The 25,332-nt window shown below is 41.5% G+C and carries 20 protein-coding genes and 1 riboswitch; of the genes, 5 read left to right on the top strand and 15 right to left on the bottom strand.

The features are described from left to right. Positions 1-40: 40 nt before the first annotated feature. The gene (locus tag ACR65M_RS05780; RefSeq protein ID WP_440272819.1) at positions 41-1,555 is read right to left on the bottom strand and encodes a sodium:solute symporter family protein; all 1,515 of its coding nucleotides are present in this window, start codon (positions 1,553-1,555) and stop codon (positions 41-43) included. Positions 1,556-1,933: 378 nt separating this feature from the next. Between ACR65M_RS05780 and tagU the strand changes: the two genes are divergently transcribed. Next, the gene (gene tagU, locus ACR65M_RS05785; protein ID WP_121449188.1) at positions 1,934-2,866 is read left to right on the top strand and encodes a polyisoprenyl-teichoic acid--peptidoglycan teichoic acid transferase TagU; all 933 of its coding nucleotides are present in this window, start codon (positions 1,934-1,936) and stop codon (positions 2,864-2,866) included. A 181-nt stretch (positions 2,867-3,047) separates the two neighbouring features. Next, entirely contained in the window at positions 3,048-3,500 is a 453-nt protein-coding gene (locus tag ACR65M_RS05790) for a hypothetical protein (protein ID WP_121449189.1), read from the top strand. Between the two features lie 88 nt (positions 3,501-3,588). On the opposite strand, the gene ACR65M_RS05795 is transcribed toward ACR65M_RS05790, so the two are convergent. The 11 genes from ACR65M_RS05795 to ACR65M_RS05845 form a co-directional block, all read right to left on the bottom strand. Further along, positions 3,589-3,738, bottom strand: coding sequence for a DUF4083 family protein (locus ACR65M_RS05795; protein ID WP_440272820.1), 150 nt, complete (start codon positions 3,736-3,738; stop codon positions 3,589-3,591). 194 nt (positions 3,739-3,932) lie between these two features. Then, complete coding sequence (locus ACR65M_RS05800; RefSeq protein ID WP_440272821.1) at positions 3,933-5,600, bottom strand: methyl-accepting chemotaxis protein; 1,668 nt, start codon at positions 5,598-5,600, stop codon at positions 3,933-3,935. 88 nt (positions 5,601-5,688) lie between these two features. Continuing rightward, positions 5,689-5,774, bottom strand: a riboswitch (cyclic di-GMP riboswitch). Between the two features lie 338 nt (positions 5,775-6,112). Then, the gene (locus ACR65M_RS05805; RefSeq protein WP_440272822.1) at positions 6,113-7,084 is read right to left on the bottom strand and encodes a Gfo/Idh/MocA family protein; all 972 of its coding nucleotides are present in this window, start codon (positions 7,082-7,084) and stop codon (positions 6,113-6,115) included. A gap of 318 nt (positions 7,085-7,402) precedes the next feature. Next, positions 7,403-7,531, bottom strand: coding sequence for a YwzD family small protein (locus tag ACR65M_RS05810; RefSeq protein WP_341333179.1), 129 nt, complete (start codon positions 7,529-7,531; stop codon positions 7,403-7,405). A gap of 129 nt (positions 7,532-7,660) precedes the next feature. Further along, entirely contained in the window at positions 7,661-8,026 is a 366-nt protein-coding gene (locus ACR65M_RS05815) for a hypothetical protein (protein WP_440272823.1), read from the bottom strand. A 146-nt stretch (positions 8,027-8,172) separates the two neighbouring features. Then, the gene (locus ACR65M_RS05820) at positions 8,173-8,964 is read right to left on the bottom strand and encodes a hypothetical protein (RefSeq protein WP_440272824.1); all 792 of its coding nucleotides are present in this window, start codon (positions 8,962-8,964) and stop codon (positions 8,173-8,175) included. A 36-nt stretch (positions 8,965-9,000) separates the two neighbouring features. After that, positions 9,001-9,258, bottom strand: coding sequence for a YecA family protein (locus ACR65M_RS05825; RefSeq protein WP_440272825.1), 258 nt, complete (start codon positions 9,256-9,258; stop codon positions 9,001-9,003). A 520-nt stretch (positions 9,259-9,778) separates the two neighbouring features. After that, positions 9,779-15,166 carry a LysM peptidoglycan-binding domain-containing protein gene (locus ACR65M_RS05830; protein ID WP_440272826.1) on the bottom strand — a complete coding sequence of 1,796 codons (5,388 nt, stop codon included), beginning with the start codon at positions 15,164-15,166 and terminating at the stop codon, positions 9,779-9,781. A 315-nt stretch (positions 15,167-15,481) separates the two neighbouring features. Next, positions 15,482-15,652, bottom strand: coding sequence for a YvrJ family protein (locus tag ACR65M_RS05835; protein WP_121449195.1), 171 nt, complete (start codon positions 15,650-15,652; stop codon positions 15,482-15,484). A gap of 61 nt (positions 15,653-15,713) precedes the next feature. Further along, positions 15,714-15,929: a DUF2922 domain-containing protein gene (locus tag ACR65M_RS05840; RefSeq protein WP_341333184.1), complete on the bottom strand. Its 216-nt coding sequence runs from the start codon at positions 15,927-15,929 to the stop codon at positions 15,714-15,716. Between the two features lie 36 nt (positions 15,930-15,965). Next, positions 15,966-16,196: a DUF1659 domain-containing protein gene (locus ACR65M_RS05845; protein ID WP_440272827.1), complete on the bottom strand. Its 231-nt coding sequence runs from the start codon at positions 16,194-16,196 to the stop codon at positions 15,966-15,968. Between the two features lie 259 nt (positions 16,197-16,455). On the opposite strand from ACR65M_RS05845, the gene ACR65M_RS05850 reads away from it, so the two are divergent. Then, positions 16,456-18,816, top strand: coding sequence for a putative bifunctional diguanylate cyclase/phosphodiesterase (locus tag ACR65M_RS05850; protein WP_440272828.1), 2,361 nt, complete (start codon positions 16,456-16,458; stop codon positions 18,814-18,816). Positions 18,817-19,165: 349 nt separating this feature from the next. On the opposite strand, the gene ACR65M_RS05855 is transcribed toward ACR65M_RS05850, so the two are convergent. Further along, on the bottom strand, positions 19,166-19,702 hold the full coding sequence (locus ACR65M_RS05855) for a glycerol-3-phosphate responsive antiterminator (protein WP_440272829.1): 537 nt from the start codon (positions 19,700-19,702) through the stop codon (positions 19,166-19,168). A gap of 787 nt (positions 19,703-20,489) precedes the next feature. Between ACR65M_RS05855 and ACR65M_RS05860 the strand changes: the two genes are divergently transcribed. Both ACR65M_RS05860 and ACR65M_RS05865 read left to right on the top strand, forming a co-directional pair. Beyond that, positions 20,490-20,951, top strand: a complete 462-nt coding sequence (locus tag ACR65M_RS05860; RefSeq protein WP_440272830.1) for a hypothetical protein — start codon at positions 20,490-20,492, stop codon at positions 20,949-20,951. Between the two features lie 851 nt (positions 20,952-21,802). Then, positions 21,803-22,507, top strand: a complete 705-nt coding sequence (locus tag ACR65M_RS05865) for a YwaF family protein (protein WP_440272831.1) — start codon at positions 21,803-21,805, stop codon at positions 22,505-22,507. A gap of 141 nt (positions 22,508-22,648) precedes the next feature. Here the strand turns inward: ACR65M_RS05865 and ACR65M_RS05870 are convergent, their stop codons facing one another. Together ACR65M_RS05870 and ACR65M_RS05875 are read right to left on the bottom strand one after the other, a co-directional pair. Then, entirely contained in the window at positions 22,649-23,299 is a 651-nt protein-coding gene (locus ACR65M_RS05870) for a response regulator (RefSeq protein WP_440272832.1), read from the bottom strand. Next, positions 23,274-25,130, bottom strand: a complete 1,857-nt coding sequence (locus ACR65M_RS05875; protein ID WP_440272833.1) for a GAF domain-containing sensor histidine kinase — start codon at positions 25,128-25,130, stop codon at positions 23,274-23,276. Before ACR65M_RS05875 ends, ACR65M_RS05870 begins: the two co-directional genes overlap by 26 nt. Between the last annotated feature and the right edge of the window lie 202 nt (positions 25,131-25,332).

Here is a 25,332-nt window from a genome sequence, read left to right on the forward strand (position 1 = left end):
CGCCCACTTACAGAAGTAGGAAAATGTATGCTGAATAAAGTTATAGGGATGGTGTAATATTCTTTGAATCTTTCGCTAATTCTTCATCTGATTTACTTATCGCTGATAACATATCTTCAATTTCAGGCTTAACTGGTTTATTTCTATTCAATAAACCTAGTCCAATAAATACTAATCCTGAAGTGAAAATTGGAGCCCCAAGTTCAACATATAATGCCCAGTCCACTCCATATTTTGTTAAAGCAAACATAGCAAGTCCTGCAATAATAGAAGAGATTGCAGCTTTTGAATCACTGTACTTAAAGGCAGGTAATAATCCTAAAAGCATTGGAATGGAAACAGGTCCAACCAACGCAGCAAACCAGGAAATTAATAGACCTAACACTCCTCCAAAATTATCTGAGAAAATTCCTATAATCAGTGTTAAGAAAGTAAAAGTAAACGTAACAATCCTTGCAATTTTCAAGGATTTCTTCTGATCAAGACCTTTAAATTTACCTGACATGACAGGGAGAATATCCCTTGTAATAACTGCTGAAATCGTATTCGCATCTGAGGAAGTCATCGACATAGTTGCGGCAAATAGGGAAGCCAGCACAAGACCAATTAATCCTGCTGGTAATAGTTCCTGGGTGAGTAGTGCATATGATTGTGTAGGGTCTTCTAAATTCGGTAAAATAAGTGGTGCAGCCCACATTGGGAAGAATAAAATTAACGGCCATACGAGATAAAGGATTCCTGAAAAAAGGGCTGATTTCTTTGCTTCATTCCCTGAAGGAGATGCAATGTAACGTGCTGCAAGATTCCAAGTTCCTCCGTTATAACTGAAGAATACGATGAACACGAAAACTAACACATAGCCCAGCGTATATGGTTCATTAAATGGTTGACTATTTGCTTCTGGGAGTTTATCCCAAATACCAGTTATCGATCCCCATCCACCCATTTGACTTAAAACAACAAAGAACATGACAATACCTGCAACGATTTGAACAATAAACTGTTCAAAATCTGTCCATAAATCTGCCCAAATACCGCCAACTGTAATATAAATTAACGAAACAATTCCAGATAATAAAATTCCATAAACAATTGGGATACCAGTAAACACATTAAGTAAAAGGCCAATTGCAGCCCATTTCGCGCCAACATCAAATAATTTTACAAGTACACCACTCCAAGCAACTAATTGTTGTGTTGGAACATTGTAGCGCATCGCTAAATATTCTGTTGGTGATTCAATATCAAGCTTTGTTCGTAGCTTCGACCACCTTGGTGCCATAATGTACGCACCTAAAATAACAGATAAAACTATTGGTATCGCCCACCAAACATACAAACTAAACCCATGCGTATAAGCTAAGCCTGCGTATGCTACAAAAACCGCGCCACTATACCCTCCGACATGGTGTGAAATACCACCTAGCCACCAAGGAAGCTTTCCGCCAGCAACGAAGAAATCTTTTGAACCCTGTACTTTATTAAACGACCAAAAACCAATGACAACCATAAGTAAGAAAAATGCTATAATGACTCCCCAATCTAGACCACTCATGTTTTTTCCCCCTTTAAAAAATATTCTTCCATCGACCCTTAAACAATTTAACGGCATGTATTTTTAATTGTTTCGTACCCACCCCCTATAATTAATCCTAATATATGACTAATTATTTTAAAAATACCACAACAGATTTAATTTGTAAAATAAATTAGAAAATTTTGTACCTTGTTACATTTTCCTGCAGATTTGAGACTCTACTAATCTAACATTTTGGATAGAGTTACAAATACGCACACACTTTTGCTCTCTTCGCTAAATTTCGACCTACATAGACATTTTCTCACGCAAATCTGAAACCTTTTCTGCCTCTAATACGTCTAATATATTGTGCAGTTTTTGATTATCCTAATCTTAAAAAAGGTGTTGATTGAAATGAGTCGTGTTGACCGCCATTCGAAACAGAAAACGAAGCGGAAATGGCCAAAGGTTATTGGAACGATCTTTCTTGTTATATTATTAGCTATCGGTGGATACGCCGTCTATTTATATCAATCAGTAGCGAGTACGGTTGGAAAGATGCATGAAGACCGAGGTCCTTCCGATAAACGAACTACACAGATCGATATCAGTAAAAAGGATCCGATTTCCATTCTGCTCATGGGTGTTGATGAACGCTCGGGCGACAAGGGTCGTACTGATACGTTAATTATGGTTACTGTGAATCCAAATACGAATTCCATGCAAATGTTGAGTATCCCTCGTGATACACGCGTTGAAATTGTTGGCAGAGGAACACAAGATAAAATCAACCATGCCTACGCATTTGGTGGCGTTGATATGACGATTGATTCCGTCGAGAACTTCCTAGACGTACCGGTTGATTATTATATAAAGGTAAACATGGAAGGTCTGCAACAAATCGTTGACGCGCTTGGCGGAGTTCAAGTGAACAGTACATTTGCGTTCTCATATGATGGTGCGTCATTTTCCGAAGGAACTCAAACTCTAAACGGAGAAGAAGCCCTTAAATATGCAAGAATGCGCTATGACGATCCTCGTGGTGACTTTGGTCGACAAGATCGTCAAAAGCAAGTCATCCAAGGGATTATCAACAAAGGAGCAAGTTTCTCTTCCGTCACCAAATTTGATGACATTCTTGGAGCACTTGGCAATAACGTCACAACCGACATTTCCTTTGACGAGATGAAAACTATACAGGCAAACTACAAGGATGCTCGTCATAACATTGAGCAATTCAGCATCGATGGAGTCGGCAAAACCCTAGACGCATGGTACTGGATCGTCTCCGAAGACGAACGCCAAGCTGTCTCAACCCGCTTGAAAAAACACTTAGAAATCGAATAGGTAGATATGCCAAGGGGTTCGGTGGGACACAGGGACAGGTCCCTTGTCCCACCACATCTTGGAATTAGAAGTTGTAAACAACCGGTTATAATACCGGTTGTTTTTTTATGCCTTACATGTTTTCCTCCTTTTTCCACATACTAATGGAACAGACTCATTGTTTCAAAGGAGGGTCCTTATGATGAAATTCAAATTTTTACTTTGTATAGCATTATTATTTCTTTCGGTATCGCCTGCTTCTGCTGCGGAGAAGAAGTCACCGTTTTTTGGTGTGAGCGCTACTGTCGTACAGGTCGAGGAAGGTACATTTGAGGTGAAAACGAAGGGCGCTGAGGAAAACGAAGGATTTGTTTTTTCACCTAGAGGGGTAAAAGGTGGAGAAACGATTATATTTGAGGTGCAGGTGAAGGGCGAGGCCGCCGTTTACTTACTTGTGGATGAGACTGATGCAAGAGGAACTTTTTTAGCTGAGACGGTTTCCCCGGTGATTGGCTTGCATGATCCGTGGCGAACAATTCAGCTTGAGGTCGAGTTGCAGGATACCACCTCCCAGATTGACGCGATGGTACTCACGAACAAACAAGAAAAAACCAAATTCATGTTTCGTAATGTAAAAGTAAGTGTTAAAAAATAAAGGATGCCAACACAGGCATCCTTTTTCTGAAATAAAAACTGGTCACCAACACTCTCAGAAAAAAAGACCTGGGATTCTCTCCCAAGTCCTACTCTACTTTTTTCGATATTTCATCTAGCTTCGCTTCCATTCGTTTAACCCGCTTTGAGAACCGTACCACATAAACGAGTACCGCTATTATACTTAATGGAACGAGAAGTGCAAATAATTGAAAAAGAATGTCACCGATATTTACCACTACGGGAGTCCCTCTCTTCCTTTTTTCTATAATATACCATGGCACTTGTGGAGGAGTCCATCAGCCTTCTGGGGCAAGGAACCTGTCCCAGTGTCCCAAGGTTCAGCTGGGACCCAAAGTGGAGGTTACAGCGGCGGCTGGAACCCTGGCACATGAAATCTGCCCTAAGGGTCCTTCCCCCAGCACTATTTGTCTCAGGCTTGGATGAGTTCGTTTAGTTCGCCGGCGTTTTCTTCGAGTTGTTTGGCGCTTTTGGCGACTTCTTCCATGGAGCTACTGGATTGCTGGGCGGTTGCGGATACTTGTTCAACGCCAGCAGCTGATTCTTCAGCGACAGCCGCAATTCCTTCGATGGCACCGCTAATCTCTCTTGTATCGTCAAGTACCCCGTATAACGAGCTTGACATTGCTTCTATTTGTGTACCGATTTCTTCAATTGTTCGTTTCAATTCATTAAAGGTTTTTCCGGTCGTTTGAATTTGGTTGGTGCCTTCTTCAACGGATTGATAGCCGTCATCTAAGGATTGAACGACCTGCTTTGATTCTGTTTGGATACCTTTTACAATCTCTGTGATCTCTGCGACCGATTTACCAACCTGTTCTGCAAGCTTTCGAACCTCATCGGCAACAACCGCAAATCCTCTTCCGTGTTCTCCTGCGCGGGCTGCCTCGATTGCTGCGTTTAATGCTAAAAGATTCGTTTGCCCCGCGATCTCCTGAATAACTTTAACAAGCTTCGTAATCTCGTTTGTTTTATGGTCCAGACCAACAACAAGCGCGTGTGACTGTTTCATTTTTTCATAGATGCTCGACATTTGTTGAATCGATGTTTCCATATATGAACTGCCGTCGTTTGTCATGGCAAGCATGCCTTGTGATTGTTCCTTAATACTATCGCCCTTAACCGCTACATGCATGATTTCGTCCGAGAACGTGGACATTTTTTCAATTAATGTGGTAGCAGACGTCGCCTGGTCTTCTGCACCGCGTGAAAGTTCCTCCATTGTGACTGCTATCTGCTGACTGCCCGCCATAACCTCATCCGCATACTGGGTCAATTCTTCACTTTGACCAGTGACACTGTCGGAGACGACAACCATTTTCTTAAACATGCCTTTTAAATTTTCATTCATCTCATTAACCGCCAAAACAAGTTGACCAATTTCATCTTTGAGCTTCGTTTTAATTGGGGCTGATTGAAGATTGCCATTGGAAATCGCCTTCATTCGACTTGCGACACTTTTTACCGGTCTAGCAATCACCACAGAGGTATAAATCGAAATCACAATTCCTAAAATAATCACAGCAGCTGTGACCAGAAGTCCTACGAAGTTCACTGATTGACCATATTTCACAACGTCCGTACCCGTTGAGACAATCTGTCTTTCTCGATCATCCGTGAGCTTTTTAACTTGTTCCATCAATTCATTTGACTTCGGCTGGATATACGTCTTCAAATTATGCATCGCAAGCTCAGTATCCCCGCTATCATAAGGGGCAAAAACTTTTTCCTTCATCAATTCACGCCAATTTTTCATTTCCCTTATAAGCTCTTCAACCTCTTTTACCTTCATTGCATTTAATTTTCGATCCGTTAAATCAAATTCTACCGAGTAAACATCATACTCATTTCTATAGGTATCATCCCCATACAGTACATACGCCCTCGCAAGCGCAATACTCTGGGCAATATTGTATTTCAAACTATCATATTCTAGTAAAACTGAGAGTTCCTCCGACACAACATCGTCCGTTTTCTGATTCATATTGGACACCGCTATGTAATTATAGGTCGCTAAGCCTATACAAAGGATGATAATGGCAAAAAAACTAACAAATAACCTTGTTCGAATACTTTTCATCTATGGTACCTCTTCCTCGTAGAATAGTAGAAAATCAGGCAAAAAAATAAGACCAATCACTAAAAGAATGGCCCAACAAGCGTACATTATTGGCAGCCAGGCGATCATGGTACAGTGTACGGTAGACCCTAGGCTTTGCGTCCAATCCTTTCGGAGAGTTTGCCCTATTCTGATATACGTTTTCTTCTATTAGTATATAAGTTTTTCTACTCTTCAACAATAGACCACATCATAATTCCCATTACTTTTTCACTACTAATTCTAGCAACAATTTCATAAAATCTTCCTTATTCGCCGGTAGAACCTCAGGTAACTCCACATTCACCTTCATCATCTTCGAATCCCTCCATTTTTCTGGGACAAGTGACCTGTCCCTGTGTCCCATCTTCTAGTAATCTAGTATTGCCGGATTTTTGATAGATATACATGTTTGGGAGAGAAATTTTGATAGATTTGAGTAAGGGAGAGTAAAAAAGGAAGAAACGAAAAAAGCCAGCCCGGGGGCTGACTTTTTAGTTACGAGCGGAAGCAAGTGCCTGCTCGATCACGCGCATATTTTTCAACGTTTCATCAAGGTTGTACATCGGTTGTTTATTAGAAAGAACACTTTCTGCAAAATGCTCCACCTGAAGCTTATACTGGTCACCTTGCACCGTTTCTTCACGTTGGCCTCCTTCGTTGTTCACCACAAGCACACCGTTTCCACCTTCATTGTCAGGACGGAATGCATGCTTCACTACGATCGAACCTTTCGTGCCGACCACTTCATACTGCTCCTTAAATGATTGCTCAAAGCTAACATCAAAGTTCGCAATTACGCCACTTTCAAACTTCAGCGTACCTGCTGCCGTAATGTCGACGTCATGTGTCGGGTGAATGTTTGCAGCTGCCTTCACTTCAACTGGCTCTTCACCCGTAATCAAACGACTTGCATGGATGCAATAGCAACCCACATCATATAACACGCCGCCACCAAGATCCTTTTGCATCTTAATGCTTCCAGAATTCAAATCATGGAGGAAGGAGAATGTTGAGCGAATTAACTTCACATCACCAATTTCGCCTGTTGCGATCATTTCTTTTACACGGTTATGCTGTGGATGGAACTGATACATGAACGCTTCCATGAAAATCACATTGTTTTCTTTAAAAGCTGCCGCCATCTCTTCCACGTCTTGTGAGGTCAATGCTGCTGGCTTTTCACAAAGCACATGTTTTCCGTGCTTCGCAGCTTCAATCGCCCATTGTTTATGTAGTTGATTTGGAAGCGGAATGTACACCGCATCAATTTCAGGGTCATTCAATAAATCGGTGTATGATTCATAATGCTTTGGAATGCCAAGGTCAACAGCAAAGTCTTTCGCCTTCCCGCTTTCACTCGCAACAGCCACAACCTCTGCATTATGTGCACGCTCCATCGCTGGAATCACTGTATTTCTCGCAATTTTCGCGGTTGATAAAACACCAAAACGAACCTTTGTCATCTGAGTTCCTCCTAAATTATTGAATCAAATGCGCCTTGGCGTATTTGCGCCCGATTTTTTTTCGAGCTATCTCGAAAAAATCCCACTGAAAAATCGAGGCATCCGCCGGAGGCATAACTTTATTCAGCCAAGGGTTGCACTCCTTAAATTGTAAACTCTTTTACCATTGTCTTACTAATATAAGTAGTGGACTTCTAAGCAATAAAGTTACTAAACAATTACATATTCTCATATTTTAGGAGATTACGAAAGGTTTTATCTTGAAACAAAAAAAGCCAGAGTTCATCCTCTGACTTCATCCTTAAATTTCCTATCGAATTATGCAGATTGGCAATCTTTTAATTTACCAATTAGATCCTGCATAACCTCTTCAGTTGTAATAGAAGATGTTTCTTCTACTTTTTTCTGAATGTCTACCATTATTTTTAAAAGTTGTTCAGAACTCATACTTTTTACCTACCATTTTCATTTTCCAATTAAAATCCATTTTACACTATTCAGCAAACTTTGCAAAGGAAAATTGTGACAAAATTTTAACAAAAAATCCCTAACGATTTGTCAGGGATCAAAACTTACTTATTGTATTGGAGGAGGTCCGTCACCCATATGAACTCCATCCGCAAAAACTGATAATAACACTTCGCCATTTTCGTGAACAAACGGAACAGCGACCATTGTGTAGACTTTCCCCTCAGAGTTAGGCATTTTTATTGCCATAATCTGATTAGCCCCGACAAACTGGTATCCGTTACTCTTTTTATCTGCTTTCACCACTTTAAATTCATTCGATTTCAATATGCTCGCAACCGCCTTGTTACGCTCTGCTCCTTGCAAATAGTCGCCACATCCACAACCATCCCCATGTGCAAATGCAGTATTTCCGGGTAGGACAAGTATTAACAACACCAGCACAATCCCTAAAACTTTGACAAAGTTCCCCATTCAAAACCCTCCCTTTAGTAGCTACATTCTACAGATTACACAGAAATCGACAAATTCCTTTATTTTCTGTAAAAATGGTACTAAGGTCGGATGCACACTTCTTTTAACCCCAAAAAAAACAACCCATCAAATGGATTGTCACGGTTTTAATCGAATAAAAATTCATCATCTAGATCAGGGCCATTGATCATTTCATCGTATTTCTCAAGCTCTTCCTGAAGGACTTTTTCGAGTTCTCTAAATTTTGTCGAGATGCTGCTTGGCGACACATCAAATTCTTCCGCAAGTTCCTCATGCGTAGAAAGACCTTCATACGGATAGATCATTTCAAGCATATAGACCAAAGCTGCCTCATAAATGCCTGTTTTGATAATCCTTGGGTTTTTGCGTTCGCAGTATTTATGCCATAGTGAAAGTCCAATTCCTACGATTTCCTCGTCATAATCGTACTCTTTCATCCGAATCTGAAACATTTCGGCGACCTCTCGCTGTTTGGAGGTCTGCCAGTGGTAATCATCCGCCGTTACTTTCGCCTTTCCGAACATAAAAACCATGAATACATCGATAAATTCATTGGACATAAACTCAACTGGACTGGTCTCACTGCTTTTTTCAAAGAGTTCAAGAATCATGTTTCGCATATCGCCCGCATATTCCGTTGGCAATTCAAGAAATGTCGGGAAAAAGATTGAATTTGCACCGGCAGGCAACAACGTTCCGAACACAAAATAGCCTGCCTCCACATCTGTTTCCATCTCATAAATTCGCACTTGATGCTGCTCACCCGTAAAAATATCCTGAACCTTCATATACGTTCTTTGCTCATCAACCTTTGTCACCATATATGCAGACGGTCTTGCAGCCTTCCATCTCTGTAAAAGGTCGCGTGTTCGTGGGCGGCTATATTTTGGACCGTAAATATCAACATACTCTTCCAAAATCGTTTTTCCATCAGTCGGAATCGAACTAATGATTCAAACGCGCGAAAAGAATGAAAATAAATCATAGACATCATCTGGAAGCTCATTAAAAATATCACTATACTGATCCAGAACGTCATCAAAAAACTCTTCATACAAATGGATGGCGTACTGGAACATATCATGTTGGACATCGTTCAGTTCATTTTCAACGACTTGATCAATGGAAACAACCGTAGACCGTCCGCAGCATCTTTTATACTTTTTTCCACTCCCGCACGTGCACTGGTCATTCCGTCCCGCTACCTTCATGAATTTCATTCACCCTTCTCTGTTATCCTATGACACTATCATATCACATCTTCTGGATATATCAGTGGGTGTTGTGGCCAATTGGCGATAAATTCATTCTATTGTTAATATTTCTTATCTTACCTGTGAAAATCAGCATTATTATACTTGCTATCGGCAATGGTAGATGATTGTTTTTATTAAAATAAAGACAATCTAATAACTTGAACAAAGATTTACGGCTAATATTTAAATTTTATGGCCAATAAATGACGTTTTCGGCCGATAATCGAAAAATATGGCTGATAAACAGAATTTATGGACGATAGCGCTTCGCCTCAAATTTTGCGAGGTAAATGCACCGGGGATTTACTGTCACTGTTTGAAATTTACTGTCACTAGCCGGAATACTGCCGCTATTCCAGATTTACTGCCACTAATCTCAAAATACTGCCACTAATCAAATTTTACTGCCACTAGCCCAAATTCACCCCCACTACCAAAAACCCGAATGCCCACAAAAGGCATTCGGGTCTTCAATCTAAATCTGGATCTTCAACGTTTGTCCGATACTGAGTATGTCGCTTGTTAAGTTATTGGTTGTCTTAATGTTTGCAACGGTCGTGTTATATCGCTTGGCGATACCATATAAGGTTTCACCGGATGCTACAGTGTGAACCACAACGTTTGTTGGGACTTTTAATACTTGCCCAATGTAGATCATGTCTGATGTTAAGTTGTTGGCATTTTTAATGGCGGTCACGGTTGTGCCATTTTTAACAGCAATTCCTGACAGCGTATCGCCCGCTACAACTGTATAATTCACCATATACACAGGTGCAGTTGTGCTAGGTTCAGGCGCAGGAGGTGGAGTTACCACATTTGCCTCGTCCGTTGGAATCCGTAAGACTTGGCCAACAAACAGTAAATCTGTCGTTAGGCCATTGGCTTCCCGCAATTCGCTTACGGTTGTATCGTTTCGATTGGCAATTCCCCAGAGTGTATCGCCTGCCGATACGGTGTACGTTTTATAGTTTTGAGTTGGCCCCGTATACACTGGTGACACGACAGGAACGGTGTTTGGCAATGTCGTCGTGTAACTGTTCCAGACATTTTTATTTTCCTGGCCTAGACTCCAGTTGCCGACACCACGAATATTATATTTGCCGACGAGCTCAAGCTTCTTACTTATGGACTCTTCATTTTCAAACCATATCGTATAAGTGCCCGGAGAAAGTGTCGTGCCGTTTATTACGGTCACGGGATCGCCTTTTTTAATCGTGATAATCGCTTTTGGCGTTTTACTCACTTCGTCAAATACAACGTTACCATTATAGCGATCAATCATCGTCTGGACCTGCGTGTTCGAAATTCCGTATCCGCCATAGCTTTGACCCTCAATCCAATAGCGTCCAAAATGCGCAATTCCAAGGACAATTTTATCTGGCGCTACATTTTGCGCGAGCGCATACTGGATTGACTTTTCAACCCACGAATAACTTGCGACTGACCCAGGGTCTCCTCCCTGATAGCTCTCATCGTACGCCATAATCATGAGATAATCGGCATACTTCGCAAGACTTGTGTAGTCATATGACCCATGCCAGCCTGCTGTCCAGCCATTTGGATTCGCTGCCACCGCAACTGAAACTTCCTTTGTCGGTGGGATTTTTTCACGCAGCAATCTTACAAATTCCGTATAATTTGCACGGTCAGCATCCGTCACATTTTCAATATCTACATTGACACCATCCAAGTTGTAGCGCGCGATCGCATCGGCAATTTGCTGAGCCGCAAGCTCCTTGTTTGCAAGCATGGCACGACCGACATCACGATTCCAGTGATTACTTAAAAACGGAACAACACGAATTCCTTGGCGGTGCATTGTCTCGACAAAATTCGGATCTACCTGGTAAGTAAGTTTCAGCGTTCCATCCGCGTTAATATCAAAATAACTTGGCGACACAATGTTTACCGCATGTCCTGTGGAATTTACCGTACTCACATACTGCTTCGTATTACCAAAATACATGTACCCAAGATTGACAACTTCACTCGCCGTAATCGGCAGGCGCAATGTCTGATTCGGCTGTATCGTACTACTCGTCAAATTGTTTAGCGACATCAATGCATCAACGGTTGTATTATAGCGCTTTGCCACGGCATACAAGGAATCACCCTGCGTAACTGTGTATGAACTTAACGAAACATTCGTCACCTCACTCTTATTTCCAGCGACATCGGTTTGGATAACAGATGCCGAAGCAACCTTAGAGACATTGTCGACAAATATATCTAAGGAATAAAATCCATTTTTGTCTGCATTCGCAATTCGCGTTACCAGCACCTTCTTATTGGCATCAAAGAGGGAAACCTCCACCTTTGCATTTGCCTCAGCGGTTCCAATGACGGTATAAATGTACTGCAGGTTTTCATAACGGAAGCCATTTTTCGTTGCGATTGCATTTTCAACCACCGTATCCTTCACAATTGTTGTCGCTTCAACGATGCTTCTATTTCCAGCACGGTCAGTTTGTCGTGCTTCAAAGGTTAATGGCCCGTCCTTCAGTCCCGAAAGGTTAAAACTGGCCCGGAAAGCCCCGTTTACAACCTGAGCAGTTTGCCTCACCGTTGTCGTCCCATCGCTCACTACCATCTCAACAGTTGCGCCTTCTTCAACGCTTGAGCCCGTAATTGTAAAATTGGACATGTTCCCGCTGTTGACATAGACAGGCTTATTCGATACTACACCGGCCGGTGCTGCTGTATCTTTTTCAAGCGTAAATGTTTGCGCTTCACCAACATTCCCTGCGTTATCCGTCGCACGGAAAGTAGCCTTGAGTTTGCCATCCCTGAGCGTACTTAGGTCAAAGATTTCCTCAAATCTGCCTTCGCCATCCGTTTCAATCTGTTTAGTAATCGCATTGACACCATCGGAAATTTCAACAACGACTGTAGCATGTGGCTCCACAACACCTCGAATTGGATACACCAGAACATTATCTGAAAAGATCGGCAGAGGAGTTTCCATCTTAATCTCGTTTGGTCCCACCGTATCCTTGATCAATGTCTTCGTTACTGCAGGACTTATATTTCCTGCTTGGTCAAACTGAGTTAATTCAAACGACAAATCCCCATCTGAAAACTCCGTTAGGTCAACTGGCACACGGTATTCCCCGTTTTCATCTGTAGTTGCAGTGACCATTTTTTCCTGTCCATTGCCGTTAAAAATGCGAATTTGGATGTCCGTGTTTGCCTCTGCTTTTCCGAGCAACTCGTAGTTCGCCTGGTTTTCTGTGGTGATGAAATGATCGTTGTGAAAAATGGGTGCAGTTGGCGCCTCGGTATCTTTATCAACCGTAGTATTGCTGGCATTACTTGTAATACCGGCAGCGCTCGTTTGGAACGCCGTAATCGTGAGGCTTGTGTCTAGCAAGGTGCTCACATCAACTGCGATATTGTACTCACCGTTTTCGTTTGCTGTTGTAGATGTGATAATATCAGGATTCACCCCATCAGACACTGTGATATCAACAGTTGTACCCGGCTGTGCCATACCAAAAATGTGATAACTTGATGCATTTTTACTATTAATTATCTCGGTATTGCTAATCACTGGCGGCGCAAGAGTCGTTTCCTTGATTAAGGTCGTTTGCTCAATTTTGCTACGATTTCCGTGCTCATCGATTGCACTTGCTGTGATAAAAATTTCCCCATCATTCAAGTTGCGAAGGTCAACATTGGTCCGAAACTCACCACTGTCGTTCGCTACAGCTTCTACTGTTATCTCATGGTTTACCCCATCAGATAGAACAATTTGTACAGTGGAACCTGAGTCGGCCATCCCAACCAACGTATAGCTATTCGCATTTTGTGTCGTAACCGTTTGCCCTGTATCAAGTACAGGCTCACCTACGAAAGTGTCTTTTGTTACGGTTACCTGCTGCTGTTGCGAACTATTTTGAGCTTCATCAGTGGCGGTTGCAGTAACCATGATCGCTCCATCCTTTAGACCTGATAAATCTAAATTTGTCCGAAACTCACCATTCGCACCTGTTGAAGTCATCGCTTCTACGGCTGTGTTCACACCATCTGTGGCGCGAATCGTAATGGTTGAGTTTGGCTCCGCTGTTCCTGCAAATGTATATCCGTTCGTATTTTCATTCGTGATGCTCGCAAGTTCCTGAAAAACGGGTGCATCAATAGTGGTATCTTTTTTCACTGTTAGTTTTGTTATACCACTTTCGTTACCAAATGAATCCACGGCCTTTGTGGTGATTGCAATTGGGCCATCACGCAATTGACCAAGGTTAACTAACGCACTAAATTCTCCTTTTTCATTCGCCAGTACCTCAGTGGTAATTGGTGTATTCACTCCATCAAAAAAGACAATTTGCACTCGCGACGCAGGCTCAGCCGTACCTCTTACAGGATAAGCAGTCGTAGATTGACTATTGATGATTTGCGTATTAACCATGGTTGGCGCATCTATTTTTGTGTCTTTTTTAATGGTTTGGATTGCTTCCGTGCTCTTGTTTCCTGCTTCATCCGTCGCTGTTGCTGTGATTGTTAGTGAGCCATCCTGGAAGCCGGAAAGATCAATTCCTGTCTGAAACGCACCATTTCCATCTGCTTTAACCTGTATCGTTTTAGGCTGATTAACTTCGTTAGTTATTCGAAGCGTTACTAACGCGTTTGCCTCGGTTGCACCCGTCACCTTAAGATTTGATTGATTCGCTGTTGAAACCAATGGAATTGACGCAAGTGTAGGCACGATTGGTGCAGTAGTGTCTGCAGGCGGTGACTCAGGCCCTTCTGGTACAACGGTTGGCTCCTCTGGTGGAGTCACCGGTGCTTCTGGAGCAGTTACCTCTCCCGGTATCTCTAACACCTGGCCGATCGATAAATTTGTTGAAGATAAATTGTTTGCAGCTTGTATATCGCCTACCGATACGCCGAATCGTTGCGAAATACTATATAAAGTATCGCCTGCCACAACCGTATACGATGTAGCCGGAGCTGGATTTGTCGGTGCAGGTTCTGGTTCAGTCGGTGTAGGTGCCGTTTCCTCAGGCTGTACTTGGCTCGTCGTCCCTGGAACCTTCAATACCTGCCCAATGCTAAGCACATTTGTCGTCAAATTATTAAGTGCCTTCAACTGATCAACAGTCGTACCAACTTTTACAGAAATCCCATACAACGTATCGCCCGCTTTAACCGTATAGGTTGATGTTTCCGTCGTTGGTGACGGTGTAGGTATAGTTTCTCCGACGGGTGTTGTTGCAATTGTCCCTTCTGTCGGCGGTGGTGTTGCTACTGTCTCTTCAGCTGGCGGTGGTGTAGTCGTACTTGCCGCCTGGAGTTGCGGAATTCTCAGTTTTTGGCCAATCATCAGCATGTCAGATTTTAATTGGTTTGTACTACGAATTTGGTCTACTGTCGTGTTATATCGCTTTGCAATACTATACAATGTATCGCCTGAGCTAACGGTATATGTAAAGAACGGTAGCCTTAGTTGTTGACCGACAAATAACATATTTGATGTAAGCCCATTGATTTTTTTGATCGAATCGACCGATACATTGTAGCGAGTCGCAATCGAGTAAAGCGTATCACCCGCTTTTACTGTGTACATATCATAGATGGACTGTGTTTGCCCACTAGTGGTTTGCGCTCCCACATTTGGCGCTGTTGTTCCTAAGTAAAAAGTGGTGATTAGCATCGAACCCGCTATCACCTTTGCCATCCTAACCGGCAGGTGCGGGAACTTTTCTTTTGCAAGATGGCGAATTTGTGTGTTCAGTTCCTTTCTTTCCTCATGAATATGGTTGCCAAACTCAGAGGCGAACTCTGTCATATGAGACTCCACATAGACAACTAGTGTATATTCATTATTATTTTTTTCTAGCTTATACCCTCGAATCTCCAAACGAAACACCTCCTAATCAAATGCGCCCTGGCTTATTTGCGCCCGATTTTTTTAGGCCCACACGATATGTGTTCACAAAGACGTAGCAACAGGATGTTGCGCTCTAAACCTTTGTTCTTCGCTCGATAGGTTTCCTCAAAAAATCGTGGCATCCGCCGGAGGCCCGTTATTCAGACAGATTCGAATCCACTGAATAACGTTGATACTTCTCGTCTTAGTTTCTCAACTTCCCTTTTATTCATTCCTTTTTTTAGACTTTCGACCAGTTTACCTCTATAAAAAACACCCGACTCATCCAAGTCAGGTGTCTGCTCTCTACGATATATTTTTCTTCGTATCAAATGGTGGTTCGGCCTTCATGCTTTGTGGCAGCATTTGAATCGAGTCTATGACACTATCAAGCTTTGTTTCGATTCGATGCAGCAGATAGAATGTCACGACGACTGGAAAGCCAACCTCCTGGATAAAAGGCAGTAGCTGATCCACCCCATTTTCCTCCTTTCTAAAAGTAAAGCCAACTCTCAAAAGAGAGCTGGCTCCAATTTCATTACAATTGAACTTCTTCAACATTGCGCTCTACAATACGTGCGCCTTTTTTTGCTACAATTGGTCCACCAGATGTTAGGAACGCATCCGTTGCTACGATTAAATCCATTGCTGCATTGACAGCTTGTACATCTACTGGTTCCACTGGATTTTCAATCGAAACGGTTGCTGTTTTCCCACCCAAATTCGTAAACTGCATTTCTAGTGTTTTTGCCATTCGTTACTCCCCCTTTCTTAAAATTCAACATAAAGATTACTCTGCAGTGCCTACTAACATAAAGCTATCGTTACGCTCAATGTCAGATAGTTCTAATGTTTGAAGACCGATGATTGCTGTTGCAACTGCATGTAAATCATCCGCAGATACAGAAGGGTTAATGTTGTTATAGTTTTTGTTTTTATAGATAAGCTTACCCTTACTGTCCACACCGTTTTCAAACACAAGACGTAACTGTGTATCTAGAATCTCTAGTTTTGCTGCCATGTCCCTCACCTCCTTTACACTATTGTTATAGAGGGGGAAGGGGCAAAAAGGGGCATCATTTAAAAGAAATTTAGGCAAAAAAAATACCTCCACTAGGGAGGCCAACAAAAATATATAACAAAGGGGGGGAATACATTATACAGCATGACCCCTTTTCACCCGTCTTATACCTAAAAAAGAAAAAATTATTGGAGGTCCCATTAAATTCCCCCTATTGGCTCATACTAATCGTACATTTGCATGTCGCTGAGGTGTACGTATGATATCTATTTTTATGTCTGAACTCAATATTGCATACTCTCTATTTTCCATTTTCATTGCGCTTTCTGCAAGCATCATTTGCTTTGATATCGCGTTAAACCTAGTCCCGAAGTCTACTAAACGAAACGAGATCATTTGGCTTCTACTCGCTACCCTAACCTTTAGCCTTGGAACCAAGACAGCTTATGTCGTCGGAATTTCTGGTCTTTTCGAATTTTCTACTGTGAATTTTCGGATTGCGGCATTCTGTGTATCTTTTATGGTGATGTTCATAACGAGCTTTTTAGGTTTAAAATTACAATTAAATCGGAATACCCCGTATCTTGTACCGGCAACCTTATTTACAATCGGAAACAGTGCTGCCTATTTTATCATCATCGTATCAAACAGTGCCTTCACTCTGTCTTTTTATAATAAATGGTTTTTATTTAGCGTGCTTACTAGCCTCATTCTTAACACGGTTGCCAGCTACCTAGTTAAGCAGAAACTACTTAAAAACCATTCGGTGAAAATAGGATTAATTGGTGTGTTATTTGGAATTTCCATGATAAGCATTCATCTGCTCTCGATAAAAGGACTTCAGCATGTGATAACATACGATGATCAAGTCTATACGAGCAATGTTATTGTTCCATTCCTTTTATTAAGTGTATTTTTGTTTATGTTCATTGCACTAATCGGCAATAGGTATCAGCAAAAACTACTTGCTGAACAAAGAAAATTAGCAAGTCAGGAGCGCTATTATCGCTCCCTCTATGAGTTAAATTCGCTCGCAATTATCATGATGGACCTTAAGGGAACCATTATTGATTTAAATCTAACTGCAGAAAACCTTGCAGAGATGAGAAAAGAAGAAATGATCGGAATGCATTATCTACAATTCATACCTGAACATGACCAAGCATTTGCGAAACGGCAATTTGAGAAAACGTTGACAGGTGAAGTGGTTGAGTATGAAGTTCAAATGTACAATTCTTCTGGTGAAATCATAGATTTAACTGTCAGAAATATTCCAATTTCTGTCGATCATAAGATTCATGGAATCTACGGGATGATTAAAGACATCTCAGAAGAAAAAAGAAATCTGGAAAAGGTTCAATTCATGGCTTATCATGCCCCCCTCACAAATCTGCCGAACAAACGAAAGCTTAGTGAGGATATGGCCAAAAACATGGCGGAACAAATCCCTTTTAGCCTTGTATACCTTGATTTAAATGAATTCAAAAAGACAAATGACCGCTACGGACATTTAGCTGGAGATGCTGTTTTAGTTGAGGTCGCCAACCGACTTAGGGAAACAAAGGATTACGGTGCTGCCTATCATATCGGTGGCGATGAATTTGCCGTTGCTTTTTCAGTTGTGGAGAAGGAAACGCTAAAAAAAATGGTTATTCAAATTGCAGATAAAATTCGCCTGCCAATCACCTTTCAAGAGTTTACTTTAGAGGTTTTTGCTAGTATTGGGATTGCACGTTTCCCATTTGATGCTAAAAACGTAGAAGAATTACTTCAGAAGGCAGACCTTGCGATGTATGCATCAAAGGAAATTGACGGAAGTGACATTGTGTTTTATCACGAAACTCTCTTAAAAAAGGTCGAGGAACGCTTTCTTCTTGAGCAGAACTTAAAAGAAGCCCTTGAGAAAAATCAATTTGAGCTGTATTATCAACCACAATTTGAAATCCAAACAGGCACTTTTCGTGGCGCAGAGGCTTTATTACGCTGGAATCACCCTGATAAAGGTTTGGTTAGTCCAGATGTCTTTATCCATGTGTTGGAGGAAACAGGCCTAATTGTGGATGTCGGTGAGTGGGCGATTACTCAAGTGTTAGAATCGATTCATTCATGGGCAAAAGCAGGTTTTACCATCGGAAAAGTTTCGGTAAACATCTCAAAAAAGCATTTTGAAAAGCAGAATCTCTTTCGTTTTATCCAGGATGTGAACGCAGGAGGAACTGCCTGTCTCAGTTGCTTAGACATCGAAATCACAGAAAGCGCCTTACTCAATTTGGAAAAATCAATTGATCATGTCCTGCAATTGAAGAAACTAGGAATCAGCATCAGTCTTGACGATTTCGGCACAGGCTATAGCTCCCTAAATGTACTTCACCAATTGCCAATTGATTTTGTGAAAATTGACCAATCTTTCATCAAAGCATTTAATAAAGACGCTAAAAGCATCATCACAATGATCATCCAAATGTCTAATAATCTGAACGTCAAGGTCGTCGCCGAGGGCATTGAAACAAAGGAACAACTCGACTTCCTCATCCAAGAAGGCTGCAGCTATGGCCAAGGCTACTATTACAGCAAGCCACTCCCAAAAGCAGAATTCGAAAAAAAATGGTTAAAAAAATAAGTGGGTCACAGGGACAGGTCCCTTGTCCCACCATTTTTTTACAATGAGGGTGAGGTTTCTTAAATCCCACCAAATATAAAAAAGGTGGTCCTCTTTGTAAGAGACCACCCCCAAAATCCGATTATAAGAAGAGCTGTGATAGAAGCTTTATCCAACCAAAAAACGCGATCCACAAGGGAATACTCAATGTTGTTCCCCACACCATACCAACAGCTAATTGATTCGTATTCTCTTCCATCACTTCGCCCCCTTCATTTCTCTTATGAACATTATAACGGAAAAATGATAGCGTTTTCATAAAAACTTACCAACAAATTATGCCAAAATAATTCAAAAAGGAGCTTTCGCGTTAGACCCAAAGCTCCCTTTTAGACGTCGTTATCGCTGTCGCTCCTGCCTCAAGTGCTCTTTGGACATCGTCTTTCGTCCGAATGAGACCACCTGCTAGCACTGGAATGTTCAATGTTTCTTTGACCTCTTTAATCATCCAAGGCATGGCTCCTGGCAGCACCTCAATGTAGTCGGGTTTATTTTTTCCAATCAACTTATAGCTTTTTTCAAGAGCATGCGTATCAATTAAAAACATCCGCTGAATCGCAAAAACTCCTTTTTGCTTCGCCTTTAGGATGACGCTTGATTTTGTCGAAATCAGCCCATACGGTCGAAACTCTTGGCAAATAAATTCGGTCGCATACTCATCACTTTTTATCCCCTGTACCATATCCACATGATAGATCATCTTCTTCCCATGTTCCCTTGCCATTCGATTAATATTTTTCAGCTGAGCGATGTGAATTTCCGTGAAAATCCCAATTTCATATTTACTTTTTAAAAAGGACTCGAATTCCTTCAACGTAGTAGACGCGGGCAATATCTGTTGATCCAACTGTCTCCCCTCTTTCTTCCGTCTTTTATAAGTAGTATACACTCCCTTCACCTATTGAAAAACAACAAAAAAAGACCCTACTCACACTGGAGCAGGGCAAAAGAGAAAAAAGTCTACAGGTAAAAAATTTATAGTCAAATGTAGAAAACTCCATTCCCTACATTAACTAACAAGAATGAATAACTAGTTTAGCATGAAATTATCCAATGTAGTATTTTACTATAATTATATACTAACAATGTATTAGAAAAATGTATATTGGGAAAATCGATGTAATTTTATAGCGATTATTGGGGTATTTTTAGGGCGACTTTCCTAAAACAGGCCTTTTTTGATGATATTTGTCTAAAAATGCATAAAAATTTTAATTTTATTCTACAAGTTTCCACATTTTATGCAAAGTGGACATGCTATTCTAAAACTATAAGTTTCAGATAATTCTAAAATATCAGCAGTAAATAGAGATCACTATTAAGATTGGGGGAGGAGTTCTAAAAGTGCCTTATTATACGTTTAAAGAAATTCGGACACCCTTAAGTATCATCGGAGTTCGCTTTTACAAACGACTCGAAGATCGGATTTATTTCATACGAGTCAAAAACGGCCCACGCCGTCCATTTCTAACTCGATTCAGTAAAACCAACGCTAGAGTATAAGCTCTAGCGTTTTTTATTTTGTGTGGGACCTATCCCCCTGACCCATAAAGTTATTCTGTTCATGTACTAGGACAACTTTCCGAGGGCATATCCATATTAGTAAACAAGCTTAAGGAGGCTTTTGTTTATATATGAGACGACGACGCGGCATGCCGATTCAACTGATCCTAGTTTCAGTTGGGGCCATTCTGATTGTGATTCTATTTTTTTCAATGTTTCGTTCATCACCGGAGGAGGAGGCAAAGGAGATTGTCCACTCCTTTTATAAATTTGAGCAAGATGCGGATTTTGGCAGCTCATGGGAATTGTTCCATCCCCTGATGCAGGAGCGGTTTGAAAAAGCCGACTACATCCAGCAGCGCAACCATGTCTTCGTGGGCCACTTCGGGACCGATACCTTCAAATATACGGTAGAGGAAGTTGAACATCTCAAAAGCTGGCAAATGGCCAAAAACACTAAAACTTTTCAAGACGTCTATAAAGTGCCCATCACCCAAACATACAAAAGCGCATACGGCACCTTCACCATCCACCAAGACGTCTTCGTTGTAAACGAAAACGGCAACTGGACGATTTTGTGGTCGTATCATTAGGGGTGGTGACTGAACCACGGGGCCGATTCTCGTCGTTTTCGCATATGGCGGACAGTGTGCGAAGGATGAAGGACTCTATCAGGAGATTTCGCCGCGCTTATAGGGACTCTATGAGTCTCTTTTTTGCTTGAAAATGCCTCATCCCGAGGGAACATTTTTTGTCAGGGGCAAGGGACCTGTCCCCGCGACCCACTGGCAACTCCGAACCATAGTGGATTTTGGGGTATCGGACAAAATTGTGAATATATCGGACAGAGTTTCCCAGATATCGGACATTGCCCGAATTTTATCGGACATAACTCTACTTATATCGGACACAAACCACATTTATCGGACAAACCCTTAGTACACTCAGGTTTAAAAGCCTTCCGGTTCATCCGGAAGGCAGACTATCTAATACAGTTTTTGGGTTATCGGACAAAAATGTGAATATATCGGACAGAGTTTCCCAGATATCGGACATTGCCCGAATTTTATCGGACATAATTCTAATTATATCGGACACAAACCACAATTTATCGGGCAGACCCTTAGTACACTCAGATTTAAAAGCCTTCCGGTCCATCCGGAAGGCAGACTATCTAATACAGTTTTGGGTTATCGGACAATTATGTGTATATATCGGACAGAGTTTCCAGGATATCGGACATTGCCCGAATTTTATCGGACATAACTCTACTTATATCGGACACAAACCACAATTTATCGGACACAAACCACCCCTCTTCCCAAGTTCATCAGCCATCTTACAAACCTACAAAAAAATCCAATCCCCTCAATTTGTCCGAACGTCTAAACCATACCAACCCTCGAATAGACTAATAGAAACCATTTAGAAATGGGGTGACAGCATGTTTTCAGCTGATGGAATGCAGACGTTTGAGTTGTTTTCCGGTACTCATCTCGTGACGCTATTCATATTCATGGTCCTTACCTTCCTATTAATCGCCCTCAGAGAGAAGCTCGGCCCTTATCAGTCAATCATCAAATGGACATTTTTCAGCATCTTGGTCGCTAGTGAAGTGTCACACCAAATTTGGCTAGTCGCTACCAATCAATGGGAAATCGGCTCCCTTCCGTTACACCTTTGTTCAATTAGCACTTTTATTTGTATCTTCCTATTCTTAAAGCCTGGTAAAAAAGCATTTTACCTCGTGTACTTTACAGGATTGCTCCCACCAATTCTAAGCATGGTAACTCCCGAACTATTCCATGACTTCCCGCATTATCGCTTCCTAAAGTACTTCCTTCATCACGCCACAATTGCTTGGTCCGTACTTTATTTCATTTTTTACGAGGGCTATCGTGTACCGCGAAAAGCTGTCTGGACCGCATTCTTACTCCTTAACCTAATCGCTGTTCCAATCTTTTTTATCAATCTCCTTCTCGACACAAATTTCTTCTATCTCGCAAACCCAACCGAATCCACAACGATCCTGTCCTATTTCGGTTCCGGCATTACGTATTATCTAACAATTGAAGTCGCTGGTATCATCGTATTTCTCATCACCTACTTCCCGATGGCGATTTGGATGAAAAAAGAAAAAAGCCATTAAGTCATTTGACTTAATGGCTTTTGGGACAGAGGGACAGGTCCCTTGGCCCAGACTGGGACGAGGGACCTGTCCCCGCGACCCAACTGAGGAGACTCGCGAACTCAAACACAGACCCACTATGTTCCCCAGCACACTTTCACCTCAAATCCCAGAGTTTTGCATGGGAACTAGTTTGTTTTGTACGGCGTAGATAACAACTTGAGAACGGCTTTTGACGTCGAATTTTTTGAATATCTTGCTGACATGAATTTTTACCGTTTTGTCACTGATGAAGAGACGATCCGCGATTTCCTTGTTGCTCATCCCTTCCACCAAGCATTGGAGAACTTCCATTTCCCGCTCCGTTAGCACATTTTCCTTTGGCTGCTCCTGCTGCTGTTGATGGAAATTGAGGAGCTTTTTCGTCATAGATGGATGAATCACAGACTCGCCTCGTGCGACAGTACGAATCGCTTCGACGACCTGCTCTGATGGTGCATCTTTTAGCAAATACCCGTCAGCACCCTCGCGAATCGCCGCCATGAAATACTCGTCATGGTTGTGCATGGTCAGTACCAGTACCTTGATTGATGGATATTTTTTCTTCAGGATGCCTGTCACTTCTACTCCATTTTTTTCAGGCATATTGATATCCATTAAGATCACATCTGGTTCGCACATTGGTACATTCTTTAGTGCATCATCACCTGAAACCGCTTCGCCGACAACACGAATGTCGTCCTCGAGCTCTAATATATTTCTAAGTCCGTCACGTAACACAGCATGATCATCCACCAGCATAAGCTTGATCAATAGTACTACCTCCTTCAAGTCCCATCTTTGGAACAGTTAATGTGATATCCGTACCTTCGCCCTCTTTAGAATCAATTTGGAGGGTTGCATTGATTTTTTCCGCGGCGTCATTCATATTTAAAATGCCAAAATGAGGGTTGTTTTGCGCCTTGACCATTGCCTGAAACAGTGAAAACCCTACGCCATTGTCCTTGATTTTTAAAACAATATGCTCCTTTTGATAGCTTAACAGAATTTCAATTTCTGTGGCCTTTGCATGCTTGATTGTGTTTTGCAAACTCTCTTGAAAAATATCAAATAATTCCTTTTCGACCATCGAGCTGAGCGGAACTTCTTGGCCTCTTATATCAAATGAAAACTTGATATTGTATTCACTTTTTACCATTTCAATTCGCTTTTCGATCGCCGCTGACAAGCCAACCCGTTCGGTCGGATACGGTCGCAACTCGTAAATAGATTCACGAACTTCTCGTAAACTAAGTCTTAATTTATCCATACTTTCTACGATAAGTTTTCTCGTTTCCTCAGGATTTCGATTGAATTTTCGTTCGGCTGTTTCTAGTTTCATGACTGCACCTGCAAGAGTCTGGGCAACCCCATCATGAATCCCCCGTGCAATCCGGTTTCTCTCCTCGAGAATTATCCGTTTTTCTTTTTCTTCTATTAAAAATCTTGTCTTTACCGCAACCGCAAGCTGGTTCGACAGTGTAGCAATCGAGTGGATTTCGTCGTCCCCAAAGCTACGTGCACGACTTTTTGCAACCACGAGCATTCCAATGGTTTCATCCTCGACGACCATTGGTGAATACACAAAGGCCTTCATATCTTTTTTAAAGAATTCATCAATGGGGCCAAGCTTTTTTACCCTGTCCTGATAAACAATAGGCTGCTTTTTTCCATCAAAACGGGCCAACGCTTCACCTGTTAAGGCATCCTTTGGAGTGACCCTTCCATCATAATACAAAATCTTCCACACATCATTTTCTTTCACCCAGAGCATAAGAGCTTGCACATCTACGATTTGAGAAAACGTATTTTTAAACGTCTCAATCCACTCGGTTGAATGAATTTTCTTATTCACGCCTGTTGTAATTGCAAACAGCGCATTTAAGCGTTTCTTTTCATTTTCAAGTGTGGAGATGACCGAATACAGCAGAGAAACGGCCACCAATGGCGAGAAAAAGAAGAATAGGGAGAACACATCAACAATTCGACCACCAAGGAACACCATAACAATCCCATATAGCAAGGAAATGAATGCACTCCCCAACTCTGTTAAAGTCTTTGCTTTAAACATGTAAAATGGATAAGGTTGTGGACGAATCAGCAAGACAAAATCAACAATTAAATTATTTATCATAAAAAAGAGTGCAACAAAAAGACCATATGTAAGGATAGCTGTCAAAAATTCACTGTTCGTTGCAAGAATCTGGGTGATTGTTGTTTGTTTTATGATGTAGTTTGCAAGAAATACACTGACTGCCAGCTGAGCTGGGTTAAACAGGACAATTCTCAGCGGACGTTGACGAAGGATATTAATAATTAATACGATTGTTACATAAATGATAATTGGATACGATATCCCAAACAACTCTTGCATAACAAAGATAAATGGAAATGTAATCGTCGTGGAGCCTCTCAAGAGCTGGATCGGAAAATACTCGATTAACGCTAAAAATGCTGTAAGTAATAGGAGAATCGCAATTTCATCGGTTGGTTCAATAATCAATAGCGAATACCCCACAACCGTCCAACCAAGTATTGAAATTAATATCATATAGATTTTTGCATAGTTCTCTCTCTTGTGAGAGGACACCATTGGAAGCTTCACACTTCTCCCCCTTATCATAACGTTCAGTAAATTTTTGTCCGTTACTATTATAATAAGTGTACAGTTTAAAAATAACAAATCATACCAATGTAAACGAATACACAAAAAAAACTGCATAAAAACCCAGACTAGTCGAATGGCTTGAAAACCACTGACCAATGCTGGGTAACCACAAACAACTGAAATGTTTGTGGAAACAATT

This window comes from Ferdinandcohnia sp. SAFN-114 (genome assembly GCF_059415045.1).

Excerpts from the sequence above, each read along its gene's own strand:
- ACR65M_RS05815 (WP_440272823.1), bottom strand. The coding sequence starts at position 8,026 with ATGGGGAACTTTGTCAAAGTTTTAGGGATTGTGCTGGTGTTGTTAATA.
- ACR65M_RS05860 (WP_440272830.1), top strand. The coding sequence starts at position 20,490 with ATGAGACGACGACGCGGCATGCCGATTCAACTGATCCTAGTTTCAGTT.
- ACR65M_RS05845 (WP_440272827.1), bottom strand. The coding sequence starts at position 16,196 with ATGGCAGCAAAACTAGAGATTCTAGATACACAGTTACGTCTTGTGTTT.
- ACR65M_RS05790 (WP_121449189.1), top strand. The coding sequence starts at position 3,048 with ATGAAATTCAAATTTTTACTTTGTATAGCATTATTATTTCTTTCGGTA.
- ACR65M_RS05780 (WP_440272819.1), bottom strand. The coding sequence starts at position 1,555 with ATGAGTGGTCTAGATTGGGGAGTCATTATAGCATTTTTCTTACTTATG.
- ACR65M_RS05800 (WP_440272821.1), bottom strand. The coding sequence starts at position 5,600 with ATGAAAAGTATTCGAACAAGGTTATTTGTTAGTTTTTTTGCCATTATC.
- ACR65M_RS05810 (WP_341333179.1), bottom strand. The coding sequence starts at position 7,531 with ATGAGTTCTGAACAACTTTTAAAAATAATGGTAGACATTCAGAAAAAA.
- ACR65M_RS05850 (WP_440272828.1), top strand. The coding sequence starts at position 16,456 with ATGATATCTATTTTTATGTCTGAACTCAATATTGCATACTCTCTATTT.
- ACR65M_RS05840 (WP_341333184.1), bottom strand. The coding sequence starts at position 15,929 with ATGGCAAAAACACTAGAAATGCAGTTTACGAATTTGGGTGGGAAAACA.
- ACR65M_RS05825 (WP_440272825.1), bottom strand. The coding sequence starts at position 9,258 with ATGAAGGTAGCGGGACGGAATGACCAGTGCACGTGCGGGAGTGGAAAA.
- ACR65M_RS05865 (WP_440272831.1), top strand. The coding sequence starts at position 21,803 with ATGTTTTCAGCTGATGGAATGCAGACGTTTGAGTTGTTTTCCGGTACT.
- ACR65M_RS05805 (WP_440272822.1), bottom strand. The coding sequence starts at position 7,084 with ATGACAAAGGTTCGTTTTGGTGTTTTATCAACCGCGAAAATTGCGAGA.
- tagU (WP_121449188.1), top strand. The coding sequence starts at position 1,934 with ATGAGTCGTGTTGACCGCCATTCGAAACAGAAAACGAAGCGGAAATGG.